At 72.2% G+C, this 23,075-nt stretch carries 22 protein-coding genes and 1 tRNA gene; 14 read left to right on the top strand and 9 right to left on the bottom strand.

The features are described 5' to 3' along the window. Nucleotides 1-12 precede the first annotated feature (12 nt). The 3 genes from ABD207_RS28470 (at nucleotide 13) to ABD207_RS28460 (ending at nucleotide 2,169) form a co-directional block, all read left to right on the top strand. On the top strand, nucleotides 13-648 hold the full coding sequence (locus ABD207_RS28470) for a GNAT family N-acetyltransferase (protein ID WP_344016086.1): 636 nt from the start codon (nucleotides 13-15) through the stop codon (nucleotides 646-648). A 172-nt stretch (nucleotides 649-820) separates the two neighbouring features. Further along, complete coding sequence (gene sepX, locus ABD207_RS28465) at nucleotides 821-2,026, top strand: divisome protein SepX/GlpR (protein ID WP_344016084.1); 1,206 nt, start codon at nucleotides 821-823, stop codon at nucleotides 2,024-2,026. Nucleotides 2,027-2,095: 69 nt separating this feature from the next. Beyond that, nucleotides 2,096-2,169: transfer RNA gene (locus tag ABD207_RS28460), tRNA-Ala, on the top strand. A 77-nt stretch (nucleotides 2,170-2,246) separates the two neighbouring features. On the opposite strand, the gene ABD207_RS28455 is transcribed toward ABD207_RS28460, so the two are convergent. The 3 genes from ABD207_RS28455 to ABD207_RS28445 all read right to left on the bottom strand — a co-directional run bounded on the left by ABD207_RS28455 (nucleotide 2,247) and on the right by ABD207_RS28445 (nucleotide 4,250). After that, nucleotides 2,247-2,543, bottom strand: coding sequence for a GYD domain-containing protein (locus ABD207_RS28455; RefSeq protein ID WP_344016083.1), 297 nt, complete (start codon nucleotides 2,541-2,543; stop codon nucleotides 2,247-2,249). Nucleotides 2,544-2,669: 126 nt separating this feature from the next. Beyond that, nucleotides 2,670-3,359: a LolA-like protein gene (locus ABD207_RS28450; RefSeq protein ID WP_344016081.1), complete on the bottom strand. Its 690-nt coding sequence runs from the start codon at nucleotides 3,357-3,359 to the stop codon at nucleotides 2,670-2,672. A 399-nt stretch (nucleotides 3,360-3,758) separates the two neighbouring features. Further along, nucleotides 3,759-4,250, bottom strand: coding sequence for a GNAT family N-acetyltransferase (locus tag ABD207_RS28445; protein WP_344016079.1), 492 nt, complete (start codon nucleotides 4,248-4,250; stop codon nucleotides 3,759-3,761). Between the two features lie 69 nt (nucleotides 4,251-4,319). Between ABD207_RS28445 and ABD207_RS28440 the strand changes: the two genes are divergently transcribed. Next, nucleotides 4,320-5,123 carry an exodeoxyribonuclease III gene (locus tag ABD207_RS28440; protein ID WP_344016077.1) on the top strand — a complete coding sequence of 268 codons (804 nt, stop codon included), beginning with the start codon at nucleotides 4,320-4,322 and terminating at the stop codon, nucleotides 5,121-5,123. Between the two features lie 49 nt (nucleotides 5,124-5,172). Here the strand turns inward: ABD207_RS28440 and ABD207_RS28435 are convergent, their stop codons facing one another. Continuing rightward, nucleotides 5,173-5,841: a MerR family transcriptional regulator gene (locus tag ABD207_RS28435; protein ID WP_344016117.1), complete on the bottom strand. Its 669-nt coding sequence runs from the start codon at nucleotides 5,839-5,841 to the stop codon at nucleotides 5,173-5,175. A 177-nt stretch (nucleotides 5,842-6,018) separates the two neighbouring features. Between ABD207_RS28435 and ABD207_RS28430 the strand changes: the two genes are divergently transcribed. The 4 genes from ABD207_RS28430 (at nucleotide 6,019) to ABD207_RS28415 (ending at nucleotide 9,647) form a co-directional block, all read left to right on the top strand. Beyond that, nucleotides 6,019-7,554 carry a flavin-containing monooxygenase gene (locus ABD207_RS28430; RefSeq protein WP_344016076.1) on the top strand — a complete coding sequence of 512 codons (1,536 nt, stop codon included), beginning with the start codon at nucleotides 6,019-6,021 and terminating at the stop codon, nucleotides 7,552-7,554. After that, the gene (locus ABD207_RS28425; RefSeq protein WP_344016075.1) at nucleotides 7,551-8,480 is read left to right on the top strand and encodes an alpha/beta fold hydrolase; all 930 of its coding nucleotides are present in this window, start codon (nucleotides 7,551-7,553) and stop codon (nucleotides 8,478-8,480) included. The genes ABD207_RS28430 and ABD207_RS28425 overlap by 4 nt, the downstream gene beginning before the upstream one ends. Beyond that, a complete protein-coding gene (locus ABD207_RS28420) occupies nucleotides 8,477-9,385 on the top strand; it encodes an SDR family oxidoreductase (RefSeq protein ID WP_344016074.1) in 909 nt (302 codons plus the stop codon). Before ABD207_RS28425 ends, ABD207_RS28420 begins: the two co-directional genes overlap by 4 nt. A gap of 76 nt (nucleotides 9,386-9,461) precedes the next feature. Further along, complete coding sequence (locus ABD207_RS28415; RefSeq protein ID WP_344016073.1) at nucleotides 9,462-9,647, top strand: hypothetical protein; 186 nt, start codon at nucleotides 9,462-9,464, stop codon at nucleotides 9,645-9,647. A gap of 184 nt (nucleotides 9,648-9,831) precedes the next feature. Here the strand turns inward: ABD207_RS28415 and ABD207_RS28410 are convergent, their stop codons facing one another. Then, the gene (locus ABD207_RS28410) at nucleotides 9,832-13,140 is read right to left on the bottom strand and encodes a S41 family peptidase (RefSeq protein WP_344016072.1); all 3,309 of its coding nucleotides are present in this window, start codon (nucleotides 13,138-13,140) and stop codon (nucleotides 9,832-9,834) included. Between the two features lie 193 nt (nucleotides 13,141-13,333). Here ABD207_RS28410 and ABD207_RS28405 point away from each other — a divergent pair, with 193 nt between their 5' ends. The 5 genes from ABD207_RS28405 (at nucleotide 13,334) to ABD207_RS28385 (ending at nucleotide 18,290) form a co-directional block, all read left to right on the top strand. Beyond that, nucleotides 13,334-13,933, top strand: a complete 600-nt coding sequence (locus ABD207_RS28405; RefSeq protein ID WP_344016116.1) for a TetR/AcrR family transcriptional regulator — start codon at nucleotides 13,334-13,336, stop codon at nucleotides 13,931-13,933. Between the two features lie 126 nt (nucleotides 13,934-14,059). Further along, complete coding sequence (locus tag ABD207_RS28400) at nucleotides 14,060-16,336, top strand: MMPL family transporter (RefSeq protein WP_344016071.1); 2,277 nt, start codon at nucleotides 14,060-14,062, stop codon at nucleotides 16,334-16,336. A gap of 234 nt (nucleotides 16,337-16,570) precedes the next feature. After that, nucleotides 16,571-17,080 carry a YbaK/EbsC family protein gene (locus ABD207_RS28395; protein WP_344016070.1) on the top strand — a complete coding sequence of 170 codons (510 nt, stop codon included), beginning with the start codon at nucleotides 16,571-16,573 and terminating at the stop codon, nucleotides 17,078-17,080. After that, entirely contained in the window at nucleotides 17,077-17,922 is an 846-nt protein-coding gene (locus ABD207_RS28390; RefSeq protein ID WP_344016069.1) for an EamA family transporter, read from the top strand. The genes ABD207_RS28395 and ABD207_RS28390 overlap by 4 nt, the downstream gene beginning before the upstream one ends. Nucleotides 17,923-18,014: 92 nt before the next feature. Beyond that, complete coding sequence (locus ABD207_RS28385) at nucleotides 18,015-18,290, top strand: DUF1876 domain-containing protein (protein WP_344016067.1); 276 nt, start codon at nucleotides 18,015-18,017, stop codon at nucleotides 18,288-18,290. Nucleotides 18,291-18,383: 93 nt separating this feature from the next. Here ABD207_RS28385 and ABD207_RS28380 read toward each other — a convergent pair whose 3' ends face one another. From ABD207_RS28380 to ABD207_RS28365, 4 genes are all read right to left on the bottom strand, one after another. After that, nucleotides 18,384-19,553: a serine hydrolase domain-containing protein gene (locus ABD207_RS28380; protein ID WP_344016115.1), complete on the bottom strand. Its 1,170-nt coding sequence runs from the start codon at nucleotides 19,551-19,553 to the stop codon at nucleotides 18,384-18,386. Between the two features lie 262 nt (nucleotides 19,554-19,815). After that, nucleotides 19,816-20,604 (bottom strand): energy-coupling factor ABC transporter ATP-binding protein, encoded by a 789-nt coding sequence (locus tag ABD207_RS28375; protein WP_344016065.1) that lies wholly within the window; start codon nucleotides 20,602-20,604, stop codon nucleotides 19,816-19,818. Then, nucleotides 20,592-21,353, bottom strand: a complete 762-nt coding sequence (cbiQ, locus tag ABD207_RS28370; protein WP_344016064.1) for a cobalt ECF transporter T component CbiQ — start codon at nucleotides 21,351-21,353, stop codon at nucleotides 20,592-20,594. The genes ABD207_RS28375 and cbiQ overlap by 13 nt, the downstream gene beginning before the upstream one ends. Nucleotide 21,354: 1 nt before the next feature. Then, nucleotides 21,355-22,500, bottom strand: a complete 1,146-nt coding sequence (locus ABD207_RS28365) for an energy-coupling factor ABC transporter permease (protein WP_344016063.1) — start codon at nucleotides 22,498-22,500, stop codon at nucleotides 21,355-21,357. Between the two features lie 184 nt (nucleotides 22,501-22,684). Between ABD207_RS28365 and ABD207_RS28360 the strand changes: the two genes are divergently transcribed. Continuing rightward, nucleotides 22,685-23,041, top strand: coding sequence for an SsgA family sporulation/cell division regulator (locus ABD207_RS28360; RefSeq protein WP_344016061.1), 357 nt, complete (start codon nucleotides 22,685-22,687; stop codon nucleotides 23,039-23,041). The last annotated feature ends 34 nt before the right edge of the window (nucleotides 23,042-23,075 follow it).

Here is a 23,075-nt window from a genome sequence, read left to right as displayed (position 1 = left end):
CCCTTCTGGCCCGTGGAGCTGGTGGACGGCGACATCGTCCTCCGGCCGATAAGGCTGCGCGACCAGCGGGCCTGGCGCGAGGTCAACCGGCGCAACCGCGACTGGCTGCGGCCCTGGGAGGCGACCATCCCGCCGCCGACGCCCCACGGGCCGGTCGCGCACCGGCCGACCTTCCGTCAGATGGTGCGCCATCTGCGGTCGGAGGCGAACGCGGGCCGGATGCTGCCGTTCGTCATCGAGTACCAGGGGCGGCTGGCCGGTCAGTTGACGGTCGCCGGGATCACCTGGGGGTCGATGTGCTCCGGGCACATCGGCTACTGGGTGGACGAGGCGGTGGCCGGGCGCGGGGTGATGCCGACGGCGGTGGCACTCGCCGTGGACCACTGTTTCCGAACCGTCGGACTGCACCGGATCGAGGTCTGCATTCGCCCGGAGAACGGGCCCAGCCGACGGGTCGTGGAGAAACTCGGATTCCGCGAAGAGGGACTGCGGCCGCGATATCTGCACATCGACGGAGCATGGCGGGACCATCTCGTCTTCGCGCTCACCGCGGAGGAAGTGCCCGAGGGCCTGCTCAACCGCTGGCACCGGTCGCGGGCCCGCGACGAGCGGCGTGGCCCGGGCGTCCGCCACCCACCCGGAAATTGAATAAACGTTCGAAATTGATCGGATGGCGACCGAGTGAAGGCGGAGAATTCCCGTCCCGGATGGTCCGCTGATCGCATGCGTCACAAGAAAAGTTCGAAATATCAGCCAGATCGTGCGACACACCGGCGGAATTGGCAGATGGCGTCATGCAAACCCCTCTACCGTGTGAGGTGTGAGCAGCAGCGGCCTCATCTACGCAGTCATCGTCGGGGCCTGGGCCGCCTACTTGGTGCCGATGTGGCTCCGTAGGCAGGACGAGCTCAACGAGGCTCGTCCGACGGAACGCTTCAGCACCGCCATCCGACTGCTGTCCGGACGGGCGGGCATGGAGCGCCGGTACGCCAAGGACCTGCGGGCGCGCTCCGCCGACGAGGGGGAGTACGACGCCCACGACCCGGACGCGGTCACCGACTCGGTGGACGTCCGGGCCTTCGCCGTGTCCCAGACCCGACGCGAGGAACCCGTCCCGGAGCCCGCCCCCGAGCCCCTGGCCGACCCCGAGGAACCCACCGTGCGGGTCCCGGCGGCCCGGCAGGAACCGCCGGCCGAGCGGGCCGAGAGAGCCGACCGTGCCGTGCAGGCGGCCCAGCGCGCCCAGAAGGCCCGCGCGGCGCAGGCCGCCGCGGCGCGGGCCCGGCGCTCCAAGGTGCTCGCGCGCCGCCGGCGCACCACCACGCTGCTCTTCCTCGCCTTCACCCTGGGCGCGATCGTCGCGGCCGTCGGAGGGCTCGCCTTCCTGTGGGTGCCGGGCGTGCCCGCCGTGCTGCTCAGCGCGTACATCGCCTACCTCCGCTCCCAGGAGCGGCGCCGCTTCGCCTACCAGATGGACCGCAGGCAGGCCGAGGCCGCCGCCCAGCGCCTGCACGACCGCCGCCGGCCCCACACCCGCCCCTCGGTCCAGGAGACCGGATCCGCCGAGCCACAGGACGGACCGCCCTCCGGCGCCGCCCCGGACCCCGGCCTGTCCGCCCTCGCCGCCGACCGCCGCGCCCTGGTCGAGCAGACCGACCACGCCGAGTGGGTCGATCAGCAGCGCGAGCGCCGGCGGCCTCCCGGCCAGGGCGACAGCTGGGACCCCGTCCCGGTGCCGCTGCCGACGTACGTGACGGCGCCGGTCGCCCCGCGCGCCACCAGCGACGTGGACCTGGGCGCACCGGACACCTGGAGCTCCGCCCGCTCCAGCGCGGTCGCACCGGAGGAGGCGCCCGCCGCCGAGCCCGCCGTGCCGGAGCCGGCCGAGCCCGCCGGCCAGCAGGACGCCGGCCCGCGCAGCGACGTCCGCCGCGCCGCCTCGGCTCGCCGCGCCCGCGAGCGCGGACGCACCCCGCTCTTCGACCAGTACGAGGACGGGGAGCACCGCCGGGCTGCCAACGAGTAGCCCGCCGCCCACCTCGAACAACGATTTTTGAGCACCCCGGCGGGGATGCTAAAGTTTCACTCGTTGCAAGGGCCTGTGGCGCAGTCCGGTAGCGCACCTCGTTCGCATCGAGGGGGCCAGGGGTTCAAATCCCCTCAGGTCCACGCACATCGGAACCCCGGTTGGTGGTAACCAGCCGGGGTTCTTTCATGTCGTACAGCAGCGAAGTCCGGCGTGATCGTCAGCCGGCCGCCTTGTCGATGATGCGCTCCATCTCCTCTCGGCCGAAGGCCCGCAGCGTCGTCGTCCGCACGTTGCCCACACCACCGAGCTGCAGGAGTGCGGCGGTGGCAGTTTCGTCGTCAGGCGCCTCGACGACGGCCACGAGGTCGTACGGACCGACGGTCCAGTAGATGCTCAGGAGCTTCGCCCCGAGCTTCTGCACCGCTGAACCGAAGGCCTCGGCACGCTTCGCGGTGTCCTTGTAGTTCCGGATACCTTGATCGGTCCAGCTCAGTAAGCTGACGTACGTCGGCATGTTTCCTTCACCTTCACGCGATGACTCATCCTGAAGGTCAAGCCTGGACACCTGGGCTGGAACATGTACGAGGTGCGCACCCGAACGAGCAACGGGCCCCTAATGCCCCGTGCCCTTTCCTGACCGTCATGAGCCGAGGCCGGTCATGTCCAGCACCTTGGCCTTGTCCGGTGGACGTACGTCCAGGGGCTTGTCGAAGGCGCTGAAGGACGTGGTGGTCTGGAGTCTGGCGTCCTTGTAGACGGCCTTGAGGATGTACGGCTTGCCCTCGGCGGCGATGTAGAAGGTGAAGGTGCCGTCCTTGTCGTCGGTGACTTTCAGCGTGATCGCCGGGGTGCCGTCGACCTCGGCCGGTTCGCCCTTCTCCGCACGGCCGAACGAGGCGAACTCGTGCGTGCACCGGGAGAGACCGTCCCCCGGCTGTGACTCGTCGGCAGAGGTTTTGATCCACCGGTCCTGCTTGCCGGGACGGGACATGCGACGGCCCGACTCCTCGAGGTAGGCCCGGTTCGGGCGGACGTAGTCCGTCCCGTCGATCCGGATCTGCTCGATGGCGGCACCTGAGGCGGAGGACGCCTTGAAGGTGCACGTGCCTTCGAGGTCGGTCGTCAGGCGGGTGGTGAGGTCGTCACCGCCGGTCGTCCTGGTGACCGTGGCGATGGTCACCGATCTCAGAGCCCGCATCGTGGCATTCGCGTCGTCGAGCAGCTGGTCGGCGGAGGGTTCCGCCGGACCGCCGTCCGTGCAGCCGGTCGCGGTGACGCCCATGAGAAGGCACGCCAGGACAGCCGTCACGGTGGTCGGAATCGTTCGCACAGAGCCCCCCTCAGGTTGAATCTGATCATGCTACGGGGAGCTCGGGCCTCACATGGGCGTCCTTCACCAACGTGAGACATCGGTGCAGAGCATCAACCGCCGTGACCACGGCGGTGGTTCGGGCGGCCTCGGTCACACCGGCGGCCTGCACCACCAGTGGTCGTCACCGGTGAGGGCGTGGTGGAGGTAGGTCTTCAGGTCGGGGGCGGTCCACAGGCGGCTGTCGGTTTCGTGGTCCCAGACGAAGACGTCGGGGCGGTGGTCAGGGGCCGCGGGAGGCTCCGGCCGAGGCGGTGCTCGGCGGCGGTGAGAGCGCACCCGTCAGCGGGGGATCTGAACTCGACGTCGGGGGAGGCCTCGGTGGCGGTTGCTTTGCACATGGGCAGGGTGCGCGTCGCCCTACGGCCTCGGCTGCTGGAGGGGCTTGGCGAAGCAGCGGCTTTCCTTGTGGAAGCGGTAGTAGCCGAAGGGCTCGCAGGGCTCGTAGCCGCTGGAGGTGTAGAGGGCGATGGCCTCGGGCTGCTTAGTGCCGGTCTCCAGGACCATGCGGACGCGGCCGGCCGCGCGGGCGTCCTCCTCCAGGGCGGCCAGGATGCGGCGGGCCAGGCCGCGGCCGCGCATCTGCTCGATGACGTACATCCGCTTCAGCTCGGCGTCGCCGTCGCGGTTGCCCTCGTCGTTGGCGTCCCGTGCCCGCCAGCCGCCGGAGGCGACCGGGGTGCCGTTCTCGTCGTAGGCGAGCAGGTAGATGCCGTTCGGGGGCGTGAAGTCCGCGGGGTCCAGGGGCGTGGCGTCGCCGCCGTCGCCGTAACGGACGTGGTACTCGGCCTGAACCTCGTCGTTCAGCTTGACGGCGTCGGGGTGGTCGAAGGGGACCCGGCGGATGTCCATACTGAGTACCGTAAATCAATCCAGGAGGTGGGGGGCGGGACCCGTCCAGTGTGCCGGTATCGTGCCGGGGTGTTCACTGTGACCTCCGTCAATGTCAACGGGCTGCGGGCCGCCGCCAGGAAGGGCTTCGTGGAGTGGCTGGCCGCGACCGACGCCGATGTGCTGTGCCTGCAGGAGGTGCGTGCGGAGCCGGAGCAGCTGCCCGGCACGGTGCGCGCGCCCGAGGGCTGGCATGTGGTGCATGCGCCGTCCGCCGCGAAGGGGCGGGCCGGGGTGTCGCTGTACAGCCGGCGGGAGCCGGACCGGGTGCGGGTCGGGTTCGGGTCGGCCGAGTTCGACGGCAGCGGGCGGTACGTGGAGATGGACCTGCCGGGTGTGACGGTCGCCTCGCTGTATCTGCCCTCCGGTGAGGTGGGGACCGCGCGGCAGGACGAGAAGATGCGGTTCCTCGGGGAGTTCCTCGCGCATCTCAAGGAGCTGCGCGAGCGGGCCGCGGCCGACGGGCGCGAGGTGCTGGTCTGCGGGGACTGGAACATCGCCCACCAGAAGGCCGACCTGAAGAACTGGCGGGGGAACACCAAGAACTCCGGTTTCCTGCCGGAGGAGCGGGAGTGGCTGTCGCGGGTGTTCGACGCGGCCGACGGCGGCTATGTCGATGTCGTGCGGGCGCTGCATCCGGACGTGGACGGGCCGTACACCTGGTGGTCCTACCGGGGGCGGGCGTTCGACAATGACACAGGGTGGCGGATCGACTACCACGCTGCCACGCCGGGGCTCGCGGGGCGTGCGGTGAAGGCGTATGTGGAGCGGGCGGCCTCGCATGCGGAGCGCTGGTCGGACCATGCACCGGTGACCGTCGTCTACGACCGTTGAGACGCGTTCGGCCGTTGAGACGCGTTCGGCCGTTGTGGCGCGGGCGCGATCAGGCCTCGTCCGCCCCGGCAGCCTTCCCGTCGCGCTCGTCGGCCGTCTCGTGCTTCTTGCGCAGCAGGCGGTCCATGGCGAGGGAGAGTTCCGCGTCCACCACGCTGCGGGCCAGGGGGCGCAGGCGGTGCAGGGCCTCCTCGGGGGCGTGACGCAGGATCAGGTCGGCGAAGAGGTCGGCGAGGGCGTCGGCGTGGGTGCGGACCTCCTTGCCGGCGCGCAGCACCTCCGCGAGCGGGATGCCCTCGCGGACCAGGGCGGTGGAGACGTCCAGCAGGCGGCGGCTGATGTGGACGATCTGCTGGCCGTCGGTGCCGAGGTAGCCGAGGTCCATCGCCGCGGCCAGGTTCTCCGGGGTGTCCTCGCCGGCGAAGCGTTCGGCCAGCTCCTCGGGGGTGAGGCGTACCGGGGTCTCGTCGGTGGGCGGCTCCATGCCGAGCAGCTCGCCGACGTCCCGGCCGTGGTCGAAGGCCTCGGCCAGCTCGGCTATGCCGTTCAGGGTGTGGCCGCGCTCCAGCAGGGCGGTGATGGTGCGCAGCCGGGCCAGGTGGCGGTCGTCGTACCAGGCGATACGGCCCTCGCGGCGGGGCGGCGGGATCAGCTTGCGTTCGCGGTAGAAGCGCAGGGTCCGCACGCTGATGCCGGCCAGCCGCGCCAGCTCGTCCATGCGGTACTCGCGCCGTTCACCGGATGCCTTCTCGCCCTCTGCCACGTCAGAAGCCTATGGCGTACCACCGGTAACTTTCCTCGCCGACCCCCTACCCATGAGTAGGCCACTGCTCTACTCTCCCCATCGTGCCAGTATTCACTGGCAGAGTTCTGAGCGATGCGTGGAGGCTTCGGGATGGCCGAGCACGAACACGAACATGTACGGGTCGCGGTGGTCGGGTCCGGGTTCGGCGGGCTGGGCGCCGCCGTCCGGCTGCGGCGCGAGGGGATCACCGACTTCGTCGTCCTGGAGCGGGCGAGCAGCGTGGGCGGGACATGGCGGGACAACAGCTACCCCGGCTGTGCCTGCGACGTTCCCTCGCACCTGTACTCCTTCTCCTTCGCGCCCAACCCCGACTGGCCCCGTTCCTTCTCCGGGCAGGAGCACATCCGCGCCTATCTGGAGCGGGTCACCGACACCTTCGGGCTGCGCCCCCACATCCGCTTCGACTCGGAGGTGAAGCGGATGGTGTGGGACACCGAGCGGCTGCGGTGGGACATCGAGACCAGCAGCGGCAGCCTGAGCGCCGATGTCGTCGTCTCCGCCACCGGCCCGCTGTCCGACCCGAAGATCCCGGACATCCCGGGCCTCGACACCTTCCCCGGCAAGGTCTTCCACTCCGCCCGCTGGGACCACGACTACGACCTGCGCGGCAAGCGGGTCGCCATGATCGGCACCGGCGCCTCCGCCATCCAGATCGTGCCGTCCATCCAGCCGGAGGTCTCCCGCCTCACCCTCTTCCAGCGCACCCCGGCCTGGGTCCTGCCGCGCGTCGACCGGACCATCAGCGCAGCCGAGCGCGCCCTGCACCGCGCCCTGCCCTTCACCACCCAGCTGCGCCGCGGACTGCTGTGGGGCGTACGCGAGTTGCAGGTCCAGGCGTTCACCAAGCATCCGGGTGAGCTGGGCCTGGTGGAGGCGCTGGCCAAGCGCAACATGGCCCGCGCCATCAAGGACCCCGAACTGCGCGCCAAGCTCACTCCGGACTACCGCATCGGCTGCAAGCGGATCCTGCTGTCCAGCACCTACTATCCGGCGCTCGCCCAGCCCAATGTCGACGTCGTCGCCAGCGGCCTGAGCGAGGTGCGCGGCTCGACGGTGGTGGCCGCCGACGGCACCGAGGCCGAGGTCGACGCGATCATCTTCGGCACCGGCTTCCATGTGACCGACATGCCCATCGCCGAGCGGGTCGTCGGCGCCGAGGGCAAGACCCTCGCCGAGGCCTGGGCGGACGGGATGCAGGCGCTGCGCGGAGCCTCCGCCGCCGGCTTCCCCAACTGGATGACGATCATCGGGCCCAACACCGGCCTCGGGAACTCCTCCATGATCCTGATGATCGAGTCCCAGCTGAACTACATGGCCGACTACCTCCGCCAGCTGGACGTCCTCGGCGGTCGCGCCGCCCTCGACGCCCGCCCCAGCGCCGTGCGCGCCTGGAACCACCGCGTCCAGCAGCGCATGAAGCGCACCGTGTGGAACACCGGCGGCTGCACCAGCTGGTACCTGGACGCCAACGGACGCAACACCACCATCTGGCCCGGCACCACCTACGAGTTCCGGCGCGAGACCCGGCGGGTGGACCTCGCCGAGTACGCCGTCCTGCGCCCGCCCGCCGAGGACGAGCCCGCCGCCCCGCAGGAGACCACGGAGAACGCCGAGGTGAGCGCATGAGCCGGCTGACCCACGTCACCTCGGGGCCCTACGCCCCGCCGCCCGCCGCCCGCGAGCTGACCGCCGTCTCCGCCGACGGCGCCCGGCTGCACGTCGAGGTGCACGGCCCCGACGACGCGCCCGCCGTCGTCCTCGCGCACGGCTGGACCTGCTCCACCGCCTTCTGGGCGGCCCAGATCCGCGAACTCGCCGCCGACCACCGGGTCATCGCCTACGACCAGCGCGGCCACGGCCGCAGCCCGGCGAGCCCCGTGTGCACCGAGCAGGCCCTCGCCGACGACCTGGAGGCGGTGCTGGCCGCCGCCCTCACGCCCGGCGAACGGGCCGTGATCGCCGGGCACTCCATGGGCGGCATGGCCATCATGGCCGCCTCCGCCCGGCCCAGGGTCCGTGAGCACGCGGCGGCCGTGCTGCTGTGCAGCACCGGCGCCTCCCGGCTGGTCGCCGAGTCGACGGTGCTGCCGCTGCGCCCGGGCCGGGTGCGCACCTGGCTGACCCGGCGCGTCCTCGGTGCGCGCGCCCCGCTCGGCCCGGTCACGCCCGTCTCCCGACGGATCCTCAAGTACGGGACCATGGGCCCCGCTTCGGCCCCGGAGATGGTGGACGCCTGCGCGCGCATCGTGCACGCCTGCCCCACCCGCGTCCGGTACGCCTGGTCGCGGCTGTTCGAGCCGCTCGATCTCGAGGCCGCCGTCGCCGAGTTGAGGGCGCCGACCGAGGTCGTCGCCGGCTCGGCGGACCGGCTCACCCCACCCGTGCACGCCCGGACCATCGCCGCCGCGCTGCCGAACTGCCTGGGGCTCACCGAGCTGCCCGGGATCGGCCACATGACGCCGGTCGAGGCGCCCGATCTGGTCACCGGGAAGATCCGCGCCCTGGTCGCCGAACACATCGTCAACGCCGTACCCGCCGAGGAGAGCGCATGAGCAGGGTCAGTCTCGAAGGACAGGTCGCCGTCGTCACCGGAGCGGCCCGCGGCGTGGGCGAGCTGCTGGCCCGCAAGCTGTCCGCGCGCGGGGTGAAGGTGGCGCTGGTCGGGCTGGAGCCGGACGCGCTCAAGCAGGTCTCCGGGCGGCTGCACAGCGAGAGCGACCACTGGTACGCCGATGTCACCGACGCCGAGGCGATGGCCCGGGTCGCCGGTGAGGTCAAGAACCGCTTCGGCAAGGTGGACATCGTGGTCGCCAACGCCGGTGTGGCGACCGGGGGTCCGTTCATCGACTCCGACCCGGAGGCCTGGCGCCGGGTCATCGAGGTCAACCTGATCGGATCCGCGGTCACCGCCCGCGCCTTCCTGCCGATGCTGGTGGAGTCCCGGGGCTATCTGCTGCAGATAGCCTCGCTCGCCGCCATCACCCCGGCGCCCATGATGACCGCGTACTGCGCCTCCAAGTCCGGTGTGGAGGCGTACGCGCACAGTCTGCGCGCCGAGGTGGGGTACCGGGGCGTGAAGGTGGGCGTCGGCTATCTGTCGTGGACCGACACCGACATGGTGCGCGGGGCCGATCAGGACGCCGTGATGCGGGAGTTGAGGCAGCGGCTGCCGTGGCCGTCGAACAAGACCTACCCGCTGGGGCCCGCGGTCGACCGGATCGTGGCCGGCATCGAGCGCCGGTCCGCCCATGTGTACGGGCAGTGGTGGCTGCGCGGCATGCAGGGCATCCGCGGCTGTCTGCCCGCGCTCATCGGCACCGTGGGACAGCGGGAGATGCGGCGCTTCGCGGACCGGCTCGACGGCATGCGGATCGGGCTGGTCGGCGCGGGCGGCAACGCGGATGAGCAGCACCGGGCGTCGGCTGCGGCTTCGGCGTCGACTACGGTGCGTAAGTGATCGACATGCGCAGGGTCATCGCCCGTGTGAATCTGATCGAGCCAGATTCCCTCACCCCCCACGGGAGTGAACCCACATGGGCATGAAGGACCAGTTCCAGGAGAAGGCCGAGCAGCTCAAGGAGCAGGCGAAGCAGCGGACTCAGCAGGGTCAGCAGCGCCAGCCGGGCCGGGAGCAGCAGCCTGGCCGCCGTCGCGACGAGGACATGGAGCCGCAGCGGCGGGAGCAGGAGGAGCGGTTCGACCGGGACTACGAGGTGTAGTTCTCGGCGAGTCCGCCATTGAGAGTGGGGCGCCCTGTGTTTCACGGGGTGCCCCGCTTTCGTGTTGCCGCAACTCTTGTGTCGCCGGTTCGCCGTGGGGGTGCGGATTCGTGGGCGTGTGCGGGTGATTCGGGGCTGGGCGCGCAGTTCCCCGCGCCCCTCAGGGAGTTGCCCTGCCGCTTCTTCAAGGGCGGGGCGGGAGCTTTGGTCTTGAGCGGTCGGGGACGTTGGAGTAGTCGGGGGGTGTGGCCGGGGGGTTGGTCTCCAGGAGGTCCAGGGCGAGGCGTACCGCGTCGTCGAGCTGGGCGTAGCGGCCCTCGGCCCAGTCCAGGGGGGTGCGCAGGGCCTCCACGTCGGGGGTGACGCCCTTGTTCTCGACGGACCAGCCGTAGGCGTCGAACCAGGCCGCGTTCATGGGGACCGTGATCACCGTGCCGTCGCCGAGGCGGTGGCGGCCGGTCATGCCGACCACGCCGCCCCAGGTGCGCTGGCCCACCACCGGGCCCAGTTTGAGCAGCTTGAAGGCGGCGGTGATCATGTCGCCGTCCGAGCTGGTCGCCTCGTCCGCCAGGGCCACCACCGGGCCGCGCGGGGCGTTGGAGGCGTACGACACCGGCTGGGCGTTGCGGGTGAGGTCCCAGCCCAGGATGGTGCGGGTCAGCTTCTCGATGACCAGCTCGCTGATGTGGCCGCCCGCGTTGCCGCGCACGTCGACGATGAGGGCCGGGCGGGACACCTCCATGCGCAGGTCGCGGGTGAACTGGGCCCAGCCGGAGCCGCCCATGTCGGGGATGTGCAGGTAGCCGCACCGGCCGCCGCTCAACTCCCGTACCACCTCGCGGCGTTTGGCCACCCAGTCCTGGTAGCGCAGGGGGCGTTCGTCGATGAGGGGGACGACGGCGACCCGGCGGGGCGGGCCCTCGGCGGCGGGGCGGCCGGGCTCGGGTGCCGGGCGGAAGGTCAGCTCGACCGTGGTGCCGCCGGCGCCCGCGAGCAGCGGGTAGGGGCCGGTGACCGGGTCGACGGGGCGGCCGTCGACATGGGTGAGGACGGCGCCGTCGCGGATGCCGGTGCCGGCCAGCGGGGAGCGGGCCCGGGAGTCGGAGGATTCGCCGGGCAGGATCCGCTTGACCGTCCAGCCGCCGTCGCGGCGCACGAAGTTGGCGCCGAGCAGGCCCTGCGGGCGGCGGTAGTGCGGGGGGCCCTCGTTGCGGCGGGCGGGGGTGACATAGGCGTGGGAGGTGCCGAGTTCGCCGAGGACCTCGCGCAGCAGGTCTGCGAACTCGTCGGGGGAGGCGACGCGTTCGACCAGCGGCCGGTACTGGTGGAGCACGCCGTCCCAGTCGATGCCGCACATGCCGGGGTCCCAGAAGTAGGCGCGGATCAGCCGGCCGGCCTCCTCGTAGGCGCCGCGCCACTCGGCGGGCGGGTCGGCCTCGTGCAGGATGCGCCGCAGGTCGATCCAGACGGTGGAGTCGCTGTCGCCGGCCTCGGTGGCGGGCACCGCGCGCAGATCGCCCTCGTCGGCCACCACCAGCCGGGTGCCGTCGCCGCTCACCGCGAACACATCGAGGTGCTGCACCAGTTCGGACTTCTTCGCCTTGGTGATGTTGAAGTACTCCAGCGTCGGCCGCCCGCTGGTGTCGTCCGGGTTGGCGAAGGTCTCGCCGAGCGCGCCGGAGATGGGCCAGCGCAGCCACACCAGTCCGCCGCCCGCCACCGGCTGCAGCGCCGAGTACTTGGAGGCGGCGACCGGGAACGGGGTCACCCTGCTCTCCAGTCCCTCCACCTCGACGGTGACGGTGCGGCCCTCCTCGCCCTCGTCCGTCTCCACCGGGTCCATGCCGCCGGCGGCCGGGCGGCCCTCGGGGTTCAGCGCGAACGGGGACGGCGTCGCGGACGACAGCGGTACCAGGTAGGGGCGGCAGCCCAGCGGGAAGGAGAGATCGCCGGTGTGCACGTCGTACACCGGGTCGAAGCCGCGCCAGGAGAGGAAGGCGAGGTAGCGGCCGTCGCGGGTGAAGACGGGGTTCTCGTCCTCGAAGCGGCCGTCGGTGACGTCGACGACCAAATGGTCCTTGATGCGGGCGAGTTTGATCTGCCGCAGCGAGCGGCCGATGCCGGGGTGCGACCAGGCGACCCAGGAGCCGTCCGGTGAGAACGCCAGGTCCCGCACCGGGCCGTTGACGGAGCGGATCAGCTCGGTGACTCCGTTCGGGGGCCCGCTGCCTGACTCCTCGTCACCGGCTGTCCCGCCCGAGGGGGCCCCCTCGCCGACGTCGACCAGCAGCAGCCGTCCGTCGTGCGAGGCGACCGCCAGCCGCTCGCCCTCGGGGTCGGACACCAGCTCCAGCACCCGGCCCAGCCGGCCCGCGGCCAGCCGCCGGGGTGCGCGCTGGCCGCTGGCGCGCGGCAGGGAGGCGATCTCGATGGCGTCCTCGCCCTCGGCGTCCGTCACATACGCCACCCGCCCGGTCGCGCCGAGCATCTCCGGCAGCCGCACCCGGACGCCGGGGACGTCGAGCAGGGTGCGGGCGGGGCCGTCGCGGTGGGTGAGCCAGTACAGGCTGCCGCGGACCACGACGGCGCTGGCCCGGCCGGTCTCGTCCACCGAGAAGCCGTCCAGGTTGCGGGCGGCGGGCACCTGGTAGCGGCGCCGCCCGGCGCGGGGTCCGCTCAGCCGCACCCCCAGCTTGCGCGGCACCGAGTCGGGGGACAGGTCGTCCACGATCCACAGGTCGCCGGCGCACTGGTAGACCACCCGGCGGCCGTCGGTGGAGGCGGCGCGGGCGTAGAAGGCGTCGTGGTCGGTGTGGCGGCGCAGGTCGGAGCCGTCGTAGGCGCAGGAGTAGAGGTTGCCGACGCCCTCGTGGTCGGAGAGGAAGGCGATCCGGCCGCCGACGAACATCGGCGACTCCAGATGCCCGCCGATGTCCTGAAGGAGCCGTTGCCCGTGCAGCCAGAGGCGGCCCATCGCCCCGCCCCGGTAGCGCTTCCAGGAGGCGGGCTCGTGCGGCGGGGTGCCGGTGAGCAGCAGGGTCTTGCGCTCGCCGTCGATGCCGGCGACCTGGATGTCGGACACCGGTCCCCAGGGCAGCTTGCGGCCGGGGCTGCCGTCGCAGGCCAGCTTGTAGGCCCAGGTGAAGTAGGAGAAGGGCTCGCCGTGCGAGGTGACGGCGAGGATCTCGGCGTGGCCGTCGTCGTCGGGGGGAGCCCAGCCGCGGACCTGGGTGTCGGAGGAGCCCCAGTAGGTCAGCCGGCGGCCCGGTCCGCCGTCCACCGGGACCAGGTGGACCTCGGGGTCGAGGCTGCGCCAGCTGGTGTACGCGATGTGCCGGCCGTCGGGGGAGAAGCGGGGCGGGCCGAGCTTGGTGCGGTCGACGGTGAGCCGCCAGGCCCGGCCGGGGCCCTCGAGCGGGGCGAGCCAGAGGTCGTCCTCGGTCACGAAGCACAGCAGGTCGTCGTGGAGATGCGGCAGCCGCAGATAGCTCACCTCCCCATGCTTTTCCGGGCCCGGAGCCCGGGCAACTCGGGTGCGCGTGACCCAGGACACGTACGAAACGGTTTCGTTCTCTTAAGAGTCGGGGTATTGTGCGTGGTGTACGAAACCGTGTCGTTCTCCAAGGGCTCCAAGGGCATCTTGCGGAGGGCGGCGCGGAGAGGTCCGGAGCAGAGAGGTGAGCGGGATGACGGACGGCGGCACGGCGCGTCGCAGCCGGATCACCCCCGAGCGCGAGGCCGAGCTGTACCGGGCGGTGCTCGACCTGCTCCGCGAGGTCGGCTACGACGCCCTGACCATGGACGCCGTGGCCGCCCGCACCCGCTCCAGCAAGGCCACCCTCTACCGCCAGTGGGGCGGCAAGGCCGAGCTGGTGGTGAAGGCGATGCGCAGCCAGAAGCCCGGCAGCATCGCGGACATCGACACCGGATCGCTGCCGGGCGACCTGCACGCGATCGTCGACCGCGAGGACGACTGCGTCATGGAGCGCAACGCCGCGCTGATGCGGGCACTGGCCATGGCGGCGCACACCAACTCCGATCTGCGCAAGGCCTTCAAGGAACTGCTGGTGGAACCGGAGATGGAGGAGCTGCAGCGGATCATCCGGCGGGCGGTCGACCGGGGCGAGATCCGCCCCGACAACCCCGCGCTGGACTACATGGTCCACATGCTCGTCGGCGCGTTCGCCACCCGTTCCCTGATCGACGATCTGCCGCCTACCAGGGAGTTCCTCGCCTCGTACATCGACGCCGTGGTCCTCCCCGCCCTCGGCGTCCCCACGCACTGACCCGCACTGACCCGCACTGACCGTCCCCGAGTCAGCCACCCCACCGCACCTGACGCACCGCTCATGTCGTCGGGCCGATCGACCCTGCCCAGAAGAACCCACGACCTGACCGGGAGTTGAGCCCTCGTGGCCACTTTCCTCTACCGACTCGGCCGCCTCGCCTTCCGGCGACGGCATGTCGTCGCCCTGTTCTGGGTGGCGCTGCTGACGCTCGCGGGCGTCGGCGCGGCAGGCGCCCCCGCCGCCGGCACCACCTCCTTCGCCATCCCCGGCACGGAGGCCCAGAAGGCCTTCGACCTGCTGGAGGAACGCTTCCCCGGCGCCGGCGCCGACGGGGCGACCGCCCGCGTCGTCTTCAAGGCGCCCGCCGGCGAGAAGATGACGGACGCCCAGCACAAGGCCGCCGTCACCGAGACCGTCGAGCAGCTCTCCGGCGGCCCCGAGGTCGCCGCCGTCACCGACCCCTACCAGGGCGGCGGCGTCAGCCGGGACGGCACCATCGCCTACACCTCGGTCACCTACAAGGTCTCCGGCATGGAGCTGGCGGACTCCTCCCGCGACGCCCTGAAGGACGCCGCCGAGGACGCCCGTGACTCCGGCCTGACCGTGGAGATCGGCGGCGACGCCCTGCAGACCGTGCCGCACACCGGGGCCGCCGAGATCATCGGCATAGGCATCGCCGCCGTGGTGCTGGTCATCACCTTCGGCTCGCTGCTCGCCGCCGGGCTGCCGCTGCTCACCGCGATCATCGGCGTCGGCATCGGCGTCGCGTCCATCACCGCGCTGGCGGCCACCCTCGACCTCGGATCCACCACCTCGACCCTGGCCACGATGATCGGCCTCGCCGTCGGCATCGACTACGCGCTGTTCATCGTCTCCCGCTACCGCGCGGAGCTGGCCGAGGGCCGCGACCGCGAGGAGGCCGCCGGGCGCGCCACCGGCACCGCGGGCTCCGCCGTGGTCTTCGCCGGCCTCACCGTCGTCATCGCCCTGGTCGGCCTGTCCGTGGTCGACATCCCGATGCTGACCAAGATGGGCATCGCCGCCGCCGGCACCGTCGCCATCGCCGTACTGATCGCCCTCACCATGATCCCCGCGCTGCTCGGCTACGCCGGCCGCAGGGTCCGCCCCGCCGGCCAGAAGAGCAAACTGCTCGGCGGCGGCCGGAGGAAGGGCCAGGGGAAGGGCCAGGGCGGCGAGCGGAAGACGAACGCCGGCGACGGGCAGCAGCGTCCCAACATGGGCACCCGCTGGGCCCGCTTCGTCGTCCGCCGGCCCGTGGCGGTGCTGCTGTTCGGCGTCCTCGGCCTCGGCGCCGCGGCCGTCCCGGCGTCCTCCCTGGAACTGGGCCTGCCCGACGACGGCTCCCAGCCGGCGTCCACCACCCAGCGGCGCGCCTACGACCTGCTGTCCGAGGGCTTCGGGCCCGGCTTCAACGGCCCGCTGCTGGTCGTCGTCGACGCCGCGGACAGCGGCGACGCGCAGGCCGCCTTCCAGAAGACCGGCGAGGAGGTCAAGGGCCTGGACAACGTGGTGACGGTGACCCCGGCCCAGCCCAACAAGGCCGGCGACACGGCCACCATTACCGTCATCCCGGACGCCAAGCCGTCCTCGGTGACCACCGAGGAGCTGGTGCACGACATCCGGGACGCGGGGGCCGGCATCAAAGCCGGCACCGGCGCCGAGGTCCTGGTCACCGGCGCCACCGCGATGAACATCGACGTCTCGCAGAAGCTCAACGACGCGCTGGTGCCGTATCTGATCCTGGTCGTGGGACTGGCCTTCCTGCTGCTGATCGTGGTCTTCCGCTCGTTCCTCGTTCCGCTGAAGGCGGCCCTCGGCTTCCTGCTGTCCGTGCTGGCGGCGCTGGGCGCGGTGGTCGCGGTCTTCCAGTGGGGCTGGCTGTCCGGCCCGATGGGCGTCGAGGAGACCGGCCCGGTGATGTCGATGATGCCGATCTTCATGGTCGGCGTGGTCTTCGGTCTCGCCATGGACTACGAGGTGTTCCTGGTGACCCGCATGCGGGAGGCCTACGTCCACGGCGAGCGGCCCGGCCAGGCCGTGGTGACCGGCTTCCGGCACGGCGCACGGGTGGTGACGGCCGCGGCGGTCATCATGATCGCGGTCTTCTCCGGCTTCATCGGCTCCAGCGAGTCGATGGTCAAGATGATCGGCTTCGGCCTCGCGGTCGCCGTCTTCTTCGACGCGTTCATCGTCCGCATGGCGATCGTCCCGGCGGTGCTGGCGCTGCTCGGCCACAAGGCCTGGTGGCTGCCGAAGTGGCTGGACCGGGTCCTGCCCGACGTCGACGTCGAGGGCGAGGGCCTGCGCACCGGCGCCGACGCGGGCGACGCGCGGAAGGACGGCGACCCGGACGAGGACCGGGAACTGGTGCGGGTGTGACACGCCCGTGAACCGGCGCGGCTGTGACAGCCCCGTGAACCGGCGCGGCTGTGACAGCCCCGTGAACCGGCGCGGCTGCGACACCTCGGTGTGACACCCGGCCGCGGTTGAACCAGCCGGTGAGGGCTCCGTGGGGACGGGGCGCCCTCACCGGCTTCCTCGCCTCCCAGGGGCCGTGTCCACGCCGCGGAACCCCGTCGCATGCCCCCTACACCGACCGCTACGGTGCCCACCATGACGACGACACCCGACGCCGAGAGCAGCGGGGCCCACCCCCGGTTCGCCGAGGCCCTGCGCCGACTGGGCCTCACCGACGTGCTCGCGCAGGTCCGCCGCTTCCCGGACGGCACCCGCACCGCGGCCGAGGCCGCCGCCGCGGTCGGCTGCGAGCTGAGCGAGATCTGCAAGTCGCTGATCTTCGCCGCGGACGGAGAGCCCGTGCTGGTGCTGATGGACGGGGCCTCCCGGGTCGACGTCGAGCTGCTCCGGCAGGAGCTGGGCGCCGAGCGGGTCACCCGGGCCAAGGCCGACGTCGTACGGGAGGCCACCGGATACGCCATCGGCGGCGTGCCCCCCTTCGGCCACCGGACCACCACCCGCGTCCTCGCCGACCGCTCTCTGCTCGACCACGACCTGGTCTGGGCCGCGGCCGGCACCCCGCACACCGTCTTCCCGATGGAACCCAAGGCGCTGATCGCCCACGCCGGCGCCACCCTGGCGGACGTGCGCGAGCGCTCCTCGTGACGCCCCTGGTCACCGCGGCGGTGCTGCTCGCCGCGGTCACCCACGCCGGCTGGAACGCGCTGGCCCACCGCATCTCCGACAAACTCGCCGGCTTCGCCCTGATCTCCGGCGGCGGCCTGCTCATCGGTCTGGCGCTCACCCCGTTCGTGCCGTTCCCGGCGGCCGGCGCCTGGCCCTACCTGCTGGGCTCGGCCGCGCTCCACACGGCCTACTACGCCCTGCTGATGCGCTCCTTCGAACTGGGCGACTTCGGCCAGGCCTATCCCATCGCCCGGGGCAGCGCACCCCTGGTCGTGGCGGTGCTCGCCGCCGTCTTCGCGCACGAGGTGCCCGGCACCTGGGCCGCCGCCGGGATCGCCGTGTCCTGCGCCGGCCTCACCGGCGTCGCCCTGTGGGGACTGCGCGGACGCCGCCCCGACTGGGCGGCGATCACCGCCGCGCTCGCCACCGGGCTGAGCATCGCCGCGTACACGGTCGTCGACGGACTCGGCGTACGCGTCTCCGGCTCCTCCCTCGGCTACATCGCCTGGCTGATAACGGTCCAGGGCACGCTCATCCCCGCCTGTGTCCTGTGGCGCCGGCGCGGCGGCACCGCGGCCATGCTGCGCCCGCACATCCGCCTCGGCCTGCTCGGCGCCGCCCTGTCCGTCGCCGCCTACGCCCTCGTCCTGTGGGCCCAGACCCGCGCCGCCCTCGCCCCGATCGCCGCGCTGCGCGAATCGTCCGTCATCGTCGGCGCCGCCATCGGCGCGGTGTTCTTCAAGGAGCGGTTCGGTGCACCGCGCATCGCGGCGGCCGGGCTGATGGTGCTGGGGATCGGGCTGATGCTGCACGCCCGATAGCGCCGGCCGGGTGACCGGCGGGCCCGCCGCGGCGGGTGCGGAGGCGGGGCGCCGGGCGCACCCTGGAAGTAGCTCTTCCGGAGGTGATCGTCATGATGCACACCGCTGTGGGATGGCACGTGGAGCTGGAGTTCAGGGAGGACGACACGCACACCCGCGCGGTGGCGATGGTCCGCCTGCCCGACGGATCCGAGCTGCGGGCACACGGACACGCCACCAGGCACCACACGGACGCGAATCAGCCCAGGGTCGGGGAGGAGGTCGCCGGGGCCCGGGCGCTCAACGAACTGGCGATGCAGCTGCTGACCAAGGCGCACGACGAGATCGACCAGGCGTCGGGGCGGGTCTCCCACCCGATCCACGCCTGATACGGGACGTCAGACGCCGATACGGCAACTCGGACGCCTGATACGGGACATCGGACGCCGATACGGCAACTCGGCACCCGATGGGGGGGAACATCAGGCGCCGATCGCCGAGCGCACCGCCCGGACCAGCGCCTGGGCGCGGGGGTCCGCGGTCACCGTCTTGCGGAAGCCGTTGGTGACATAGCCGAAGGCGATGCCGGTCTCCGGGTCGGCGAAGCCGAGGGAGCCGCCGCGGCCGGGGTGGCCGAAGGAGCCCGGGGCCAGGAAGGGCGAGGCGCTGCCGTGCAGCATGTAGCCGAGGCCGAAGCGGGTGCCGACCACCAGGACCCGGTCGGGGCCCGCCGACTCCTCGGCGCGGGCGAGGCCGGCGGTGGCCGCGTCCAGCAGCCGTATGCCGTCGACCTCTCCGATCAGGGAGGCGTAGAAGCGGGCCAGCCCGTCCGCCGTGGCGATGCCGTTGGCGGCGGGCAGGGCCGCCGCGCGGAACGCCGGGTCGTTCTGGTCGGGGAACGGGGTGATCGCGGCGAAGGCCCGGCGGGTGAGGGAATCCGGGTCGGCGTAGGCCTCGGTCACCGCGCGCTTGGGCCGGGCGCGGAGCACACCGGCGGGTTCCGGGCCGTCCACGGGTCCGACCCGTCCGACCCGGTGCGCCTGCTCGTCCGGCAGCCCGACCCACAGGTCGAGGCCCAGCGGCCCGGCGATCTCCCGGGCTGTCCACTCGCCGGAGCCCAGGCCGGTGATGCGCCGGACCAGTTCGTCGATCAGCCAGCCGTAGGTGAGCGCGTGGTAGCCGTGATCCGTGCCGGGCTCCCACACGGGCGCCTGGCCGGCCATCGCCTCGGCGGCCCGCTGCGGATCGGCGGCCTCCTCGGGGGTGAGCGGCCGGTCGAGCACGGGCAGCCCGGCGCGGTGGTTCAGCACGTGCCGGACCAGCACCTGCTCCTTGCCGTGGGCCTTGAACTCGGGCCAGTAGTGGCCGACCGGCGCGTCCAGGTCCAGCTCGCCGCGCTGGTGCAGCATCAGCAGGGCCGCCGCGGCCACGCCCTTGGTCGCCGAGCGGACCACCTGGGCGGTGTCCCGCCGCCACGGCTCGCCGCCGTCCTGCCCGTCGACGTCCTTCACGCCGGCCCACAGATCGACGACCCGGCGCCCTTCCCGGTAGACGGCGACCGCGGCGCCCCGCTCACCGAGCGCCTGGAAGTTCCGTGCGAAGGCCTCGCGAACGGGTTCAAATCCCTCGGCCACTGTGCCGTGCACGTCCACCACGTCCGTAGGCCCCTTCCGATGTGCTGCCGTTGCCGTTGCCGTCGCGTGCGCTGCGATCCGGCAGCCGCCGATCCGGCAGTCGCCTGTGACAGTGGATGCAACAGCCGCGGTTCGCCTGTGATTCCTTGGCCGGACCGGCCGCGCACGATCGTAATGCCGATGTGGCCGCCGCAGTCGCTGGAGTGTTGAGGCCCACATGCCTCCGGGGCTGCTCGGGCACGCGTGGGGTTCCAGGAGCCCGTGTCGGACGGCGCGTGGGTCAGGAGCGGGCCGAGGGCGCCTGCACCGAGCGCGGGTCGAAGCCGAACGGCAGCTCCAGGCGGTGGGCGCGCATCAGCTCGTCGTCGGAGAGCAGCTCCGCCGTCGGGCCGTCCGCCGCGATCGTGCCCTCGCTGAGGATCAGCGAGCGCGGGCACAGCTCCAGGGCGTAGGGCAGGTCGTGGGTGACCATCAGGACGGTGACGTCCAGGGAGCGCAGGATGTCGGCCAGTTCCCGGCGGGAGGCGGGGTCCAGGTTGGACGACGGCTCGTCCAGGACCAGGATCTCCGGCTCCATCGCCAGCACCGTCGCCACCGCCACCCGGCGCCGCTGCCCGAAGGAGAGATGGTGCGGGGGCCGGTCCTTGAACTCCCGCATGCCGACCAGGCCGAGCGCCCGGTCCACCCGCTCCTCCAGCTCGGGCCCCTTCACCCCGGCCGCCGCCGGGCCGAACGCCACGTCCTCCCGCACGGTCGGCATGAACAGCTGGTCGTCCGGGTCCTGGAAGACGATGCCGACCCGGCGCCGGATCTCGGCCATGTGCCGCTTGTCCACGGGCAGTCCGGCCACCTTCACCGTGCCGGTGCCGCCGGTGAGGATGCCGTTGAGGTGCAGCACGAGGGTGGTCTTCCCGGCGCCGTTCGGGCCGAGCAGGGCGACCCGCTCACCGCGTGCGACGGAGAAGTCCACGCCGAACAGGGCCTGATGGCCGTCGGGGTAGGCGAAGGCGAGCCCGGAGACCTCGAGGGACGGGGGAGCGGGGGTCGTATCGGCAGTCACAGCACCCATCCCAGCAGACAGACGACGAGGGCGGCAGCGGGGAGGGCGAGTGCGTACGACCACTGCGCCCGGGAGGCGGTCACCTCGTCGATGACCGGCATCGAGCCGGAGTAGCCGCGGCTGACCATCGCCAGGTGCACCCGCTCGCCGCGCTCGTAGGAGCGGATGAACAGGGCGCCCGCCGACTTGGCCAGCACGCCCCAGTGGCGCACCCCGCGCGCCTCGAATCCGCGCGACTCGCGGGCGATCCGCATGCGGCGCATCTCGTCGGTGATCACATCCCCGTAGCGGATCATGAAGCTCGCGATCTGCACCAGCAGCGGCGGCAGTTTCAGGCGCTGCAGGCCGAGCAGCAGTTCGCGCAGCTCGGTGGTGGCCGCGAGCAGCACCGAGGCGGCGACGCCCAGGGTGCCCTTGGCCAGCACGTTCCAGGCGCCCCACAGCCCCTCGACGCTCAGGGACAGCCCGAGCACCTCGGTCCGCTCGCCCTCGGCCACGAACGGCAGCAGCACCGCGAACGCGACGAACGGCACCTCGATCAGCAGCCGTTTCAGCAGGAAGCCGGGCGGGACGCGGGCGGCGTACGCGACCAGGGCGAGCAGCCCGGCGTACACCGCGAAGGCCCACATCGCCTCGCGCGGGGTCGACACCACGAGCAGCACGAAGGCGAGAACCGCGGTGATCTTGGTGTGCGGCGGCAGCCGGTGCACGGGGGAGTTCCCGTGCCGGTACAGCCGGTGGGCGTGCCCGGCGCCCATGTCATACCGTGGTGGACGTGTTGCTGGGCGAGTCCGCGTCCGTGCCGTCGCCGTTGCCGACCCGGCCGTCGCCGCTGCTGTCGCTCTTGCCGCTCTTGCCGCTCTTGCCACCGCCCTCGCCGCCCTCGCCGTTGCCGTCGTCCGTGCGGCGCCTGCGCACCGCCCAGAACACCCCGGTGCCGGCGGCCACCGTGACACTGACGCCGATCACACCGGCGAGCCCGCCGGACAGCCGGTCGTCGTCGACGTCCTTGACGCCGTAGTCGGCGAGCGGGGAGTCGGCGTAGGGGTGCTCCTCGGCCTTCTTGTCGATGCCGTGGTCGGTGGCCACCTTCTCCAGGCCGTCCGGGTTCGCCGACGCGTAGAAGCTGACGAAGCCGGCCAGCACCAGGGACGTCACCAGGCCCGCGATCCACACCTTGCGCGGGGAGCGGGCCGGCGCCGGCTCGTTCTCCGGGGCGTCGACCAGCTCGCCGTTCACCCGCAGCTTCAGCCGCTGTCGCAGCCCGCGCGCCCCGTGCACCAGGTCCGGGCGTACGGCGATGACGGCGCCGACGGTCAGGGCCGTGATCACGGCCTCGCCGATGCCGATGAGGACGTGCACGCCCACCATGGCGGTGGCGACCTTGGCGATGGACACCTCGGTGGTGCCGCCGATCGCGTAGAGCAGGGTGAAGACGACGGCGGAGGCCGGGACGGAGAGCAGGGCGGCGACGAAGGAGGCGACGGTCACCGAGCGGCGGGTGCGCGGCAGCAGCGTCAGCAGCACCCGGAACACGGCGTAGGCGGTGACCGCGGTGGCGATCGCCATGGTGGTGATGTTGACGCCGAGCGCGGTCAGGCCGCCGTCGGCGAAGAGGAAGGCCTGCAGCAGCAGGACCACCGACACGCACAGCACGCCGGTATAGGGGCCTACGAGGATGGCAGCCAGCGCGCCGCCGAGCAGATGGCCGCTGGTTCCGGCGGCCACGGGGAAGTTCAGCATCTGGACGGCGAAGATGAACGCCGCCACGAGCCCGGCCAACGGGGCCGTCCGCTCGTCGAGTTCCCGGCGCGCGCCGCGCAGGGACACGGCGATGGCGCCGGCGGCGAGCACTCCGGCCGCGGCGGAGATGGGGGCGTCGATGAATCCGTCAGGTGCGTGCACGCTCCGATGATGCCCGTTATTGCAACCTCCTTGCAAGAGCGAGCCTGTCGTTGCACTGCGTGGGCGGGCGCCGTCACGGGAAGGATCCCTTCACCGGGAGGCGTAATGCGGGAAATGTGCGACTCTGGACAGGGGGCGCAAGGACAACTTCCACGGGGGTGGCGCACCGCAAAGGGGCCGGACGATGTCCGTAATAGAGCAGTACGCACGCGCCCACGTCATCAGCGATGCCCCGCCGGAGGACGACCGGCCCGTCCGCGTCGTCCTGCGTTACGACCCCGAGCGGGATCCCCGATGCGTCCGCATCGGACTGCCGGGGGCCGGGGCGCCCGAATGGCCCGTCGACCGCGACCTGCTGGAGCGGGGGCTCACCGAACCGGTCGACAGCGGTCAGGTGCGGGTGTGGCCGTGCGGACGGGTCCAGGCCGTGGTGGAGTTCCACACCGCGCAGGGTGTCACCGTGGTGCAGTTCGAGACCAAGGCCCTGCTCCGGTTCCTGCGGCGGACCCAAGTCGCCGCCGCGGAACCGGTACCGCGCTGACAGCCGGCCGGGGCGACCGGTACCGGGCTGACCG

The sequence above is a fragment of the Streptomyces thermospinosisporus genome (genome assembly GCF_039526425.1).
Lineage (GTDB): Bacteria > Actinomycetota > Actinomycetes > Streptomycetales > Streptomycetaceae > Streptomyces > Streptomyces thermocarboxydovorans.
Note: the sequence above shows the minus strand (reverse complement) of the source record. Positions and strands in the feature narration are given on the sequence as shown.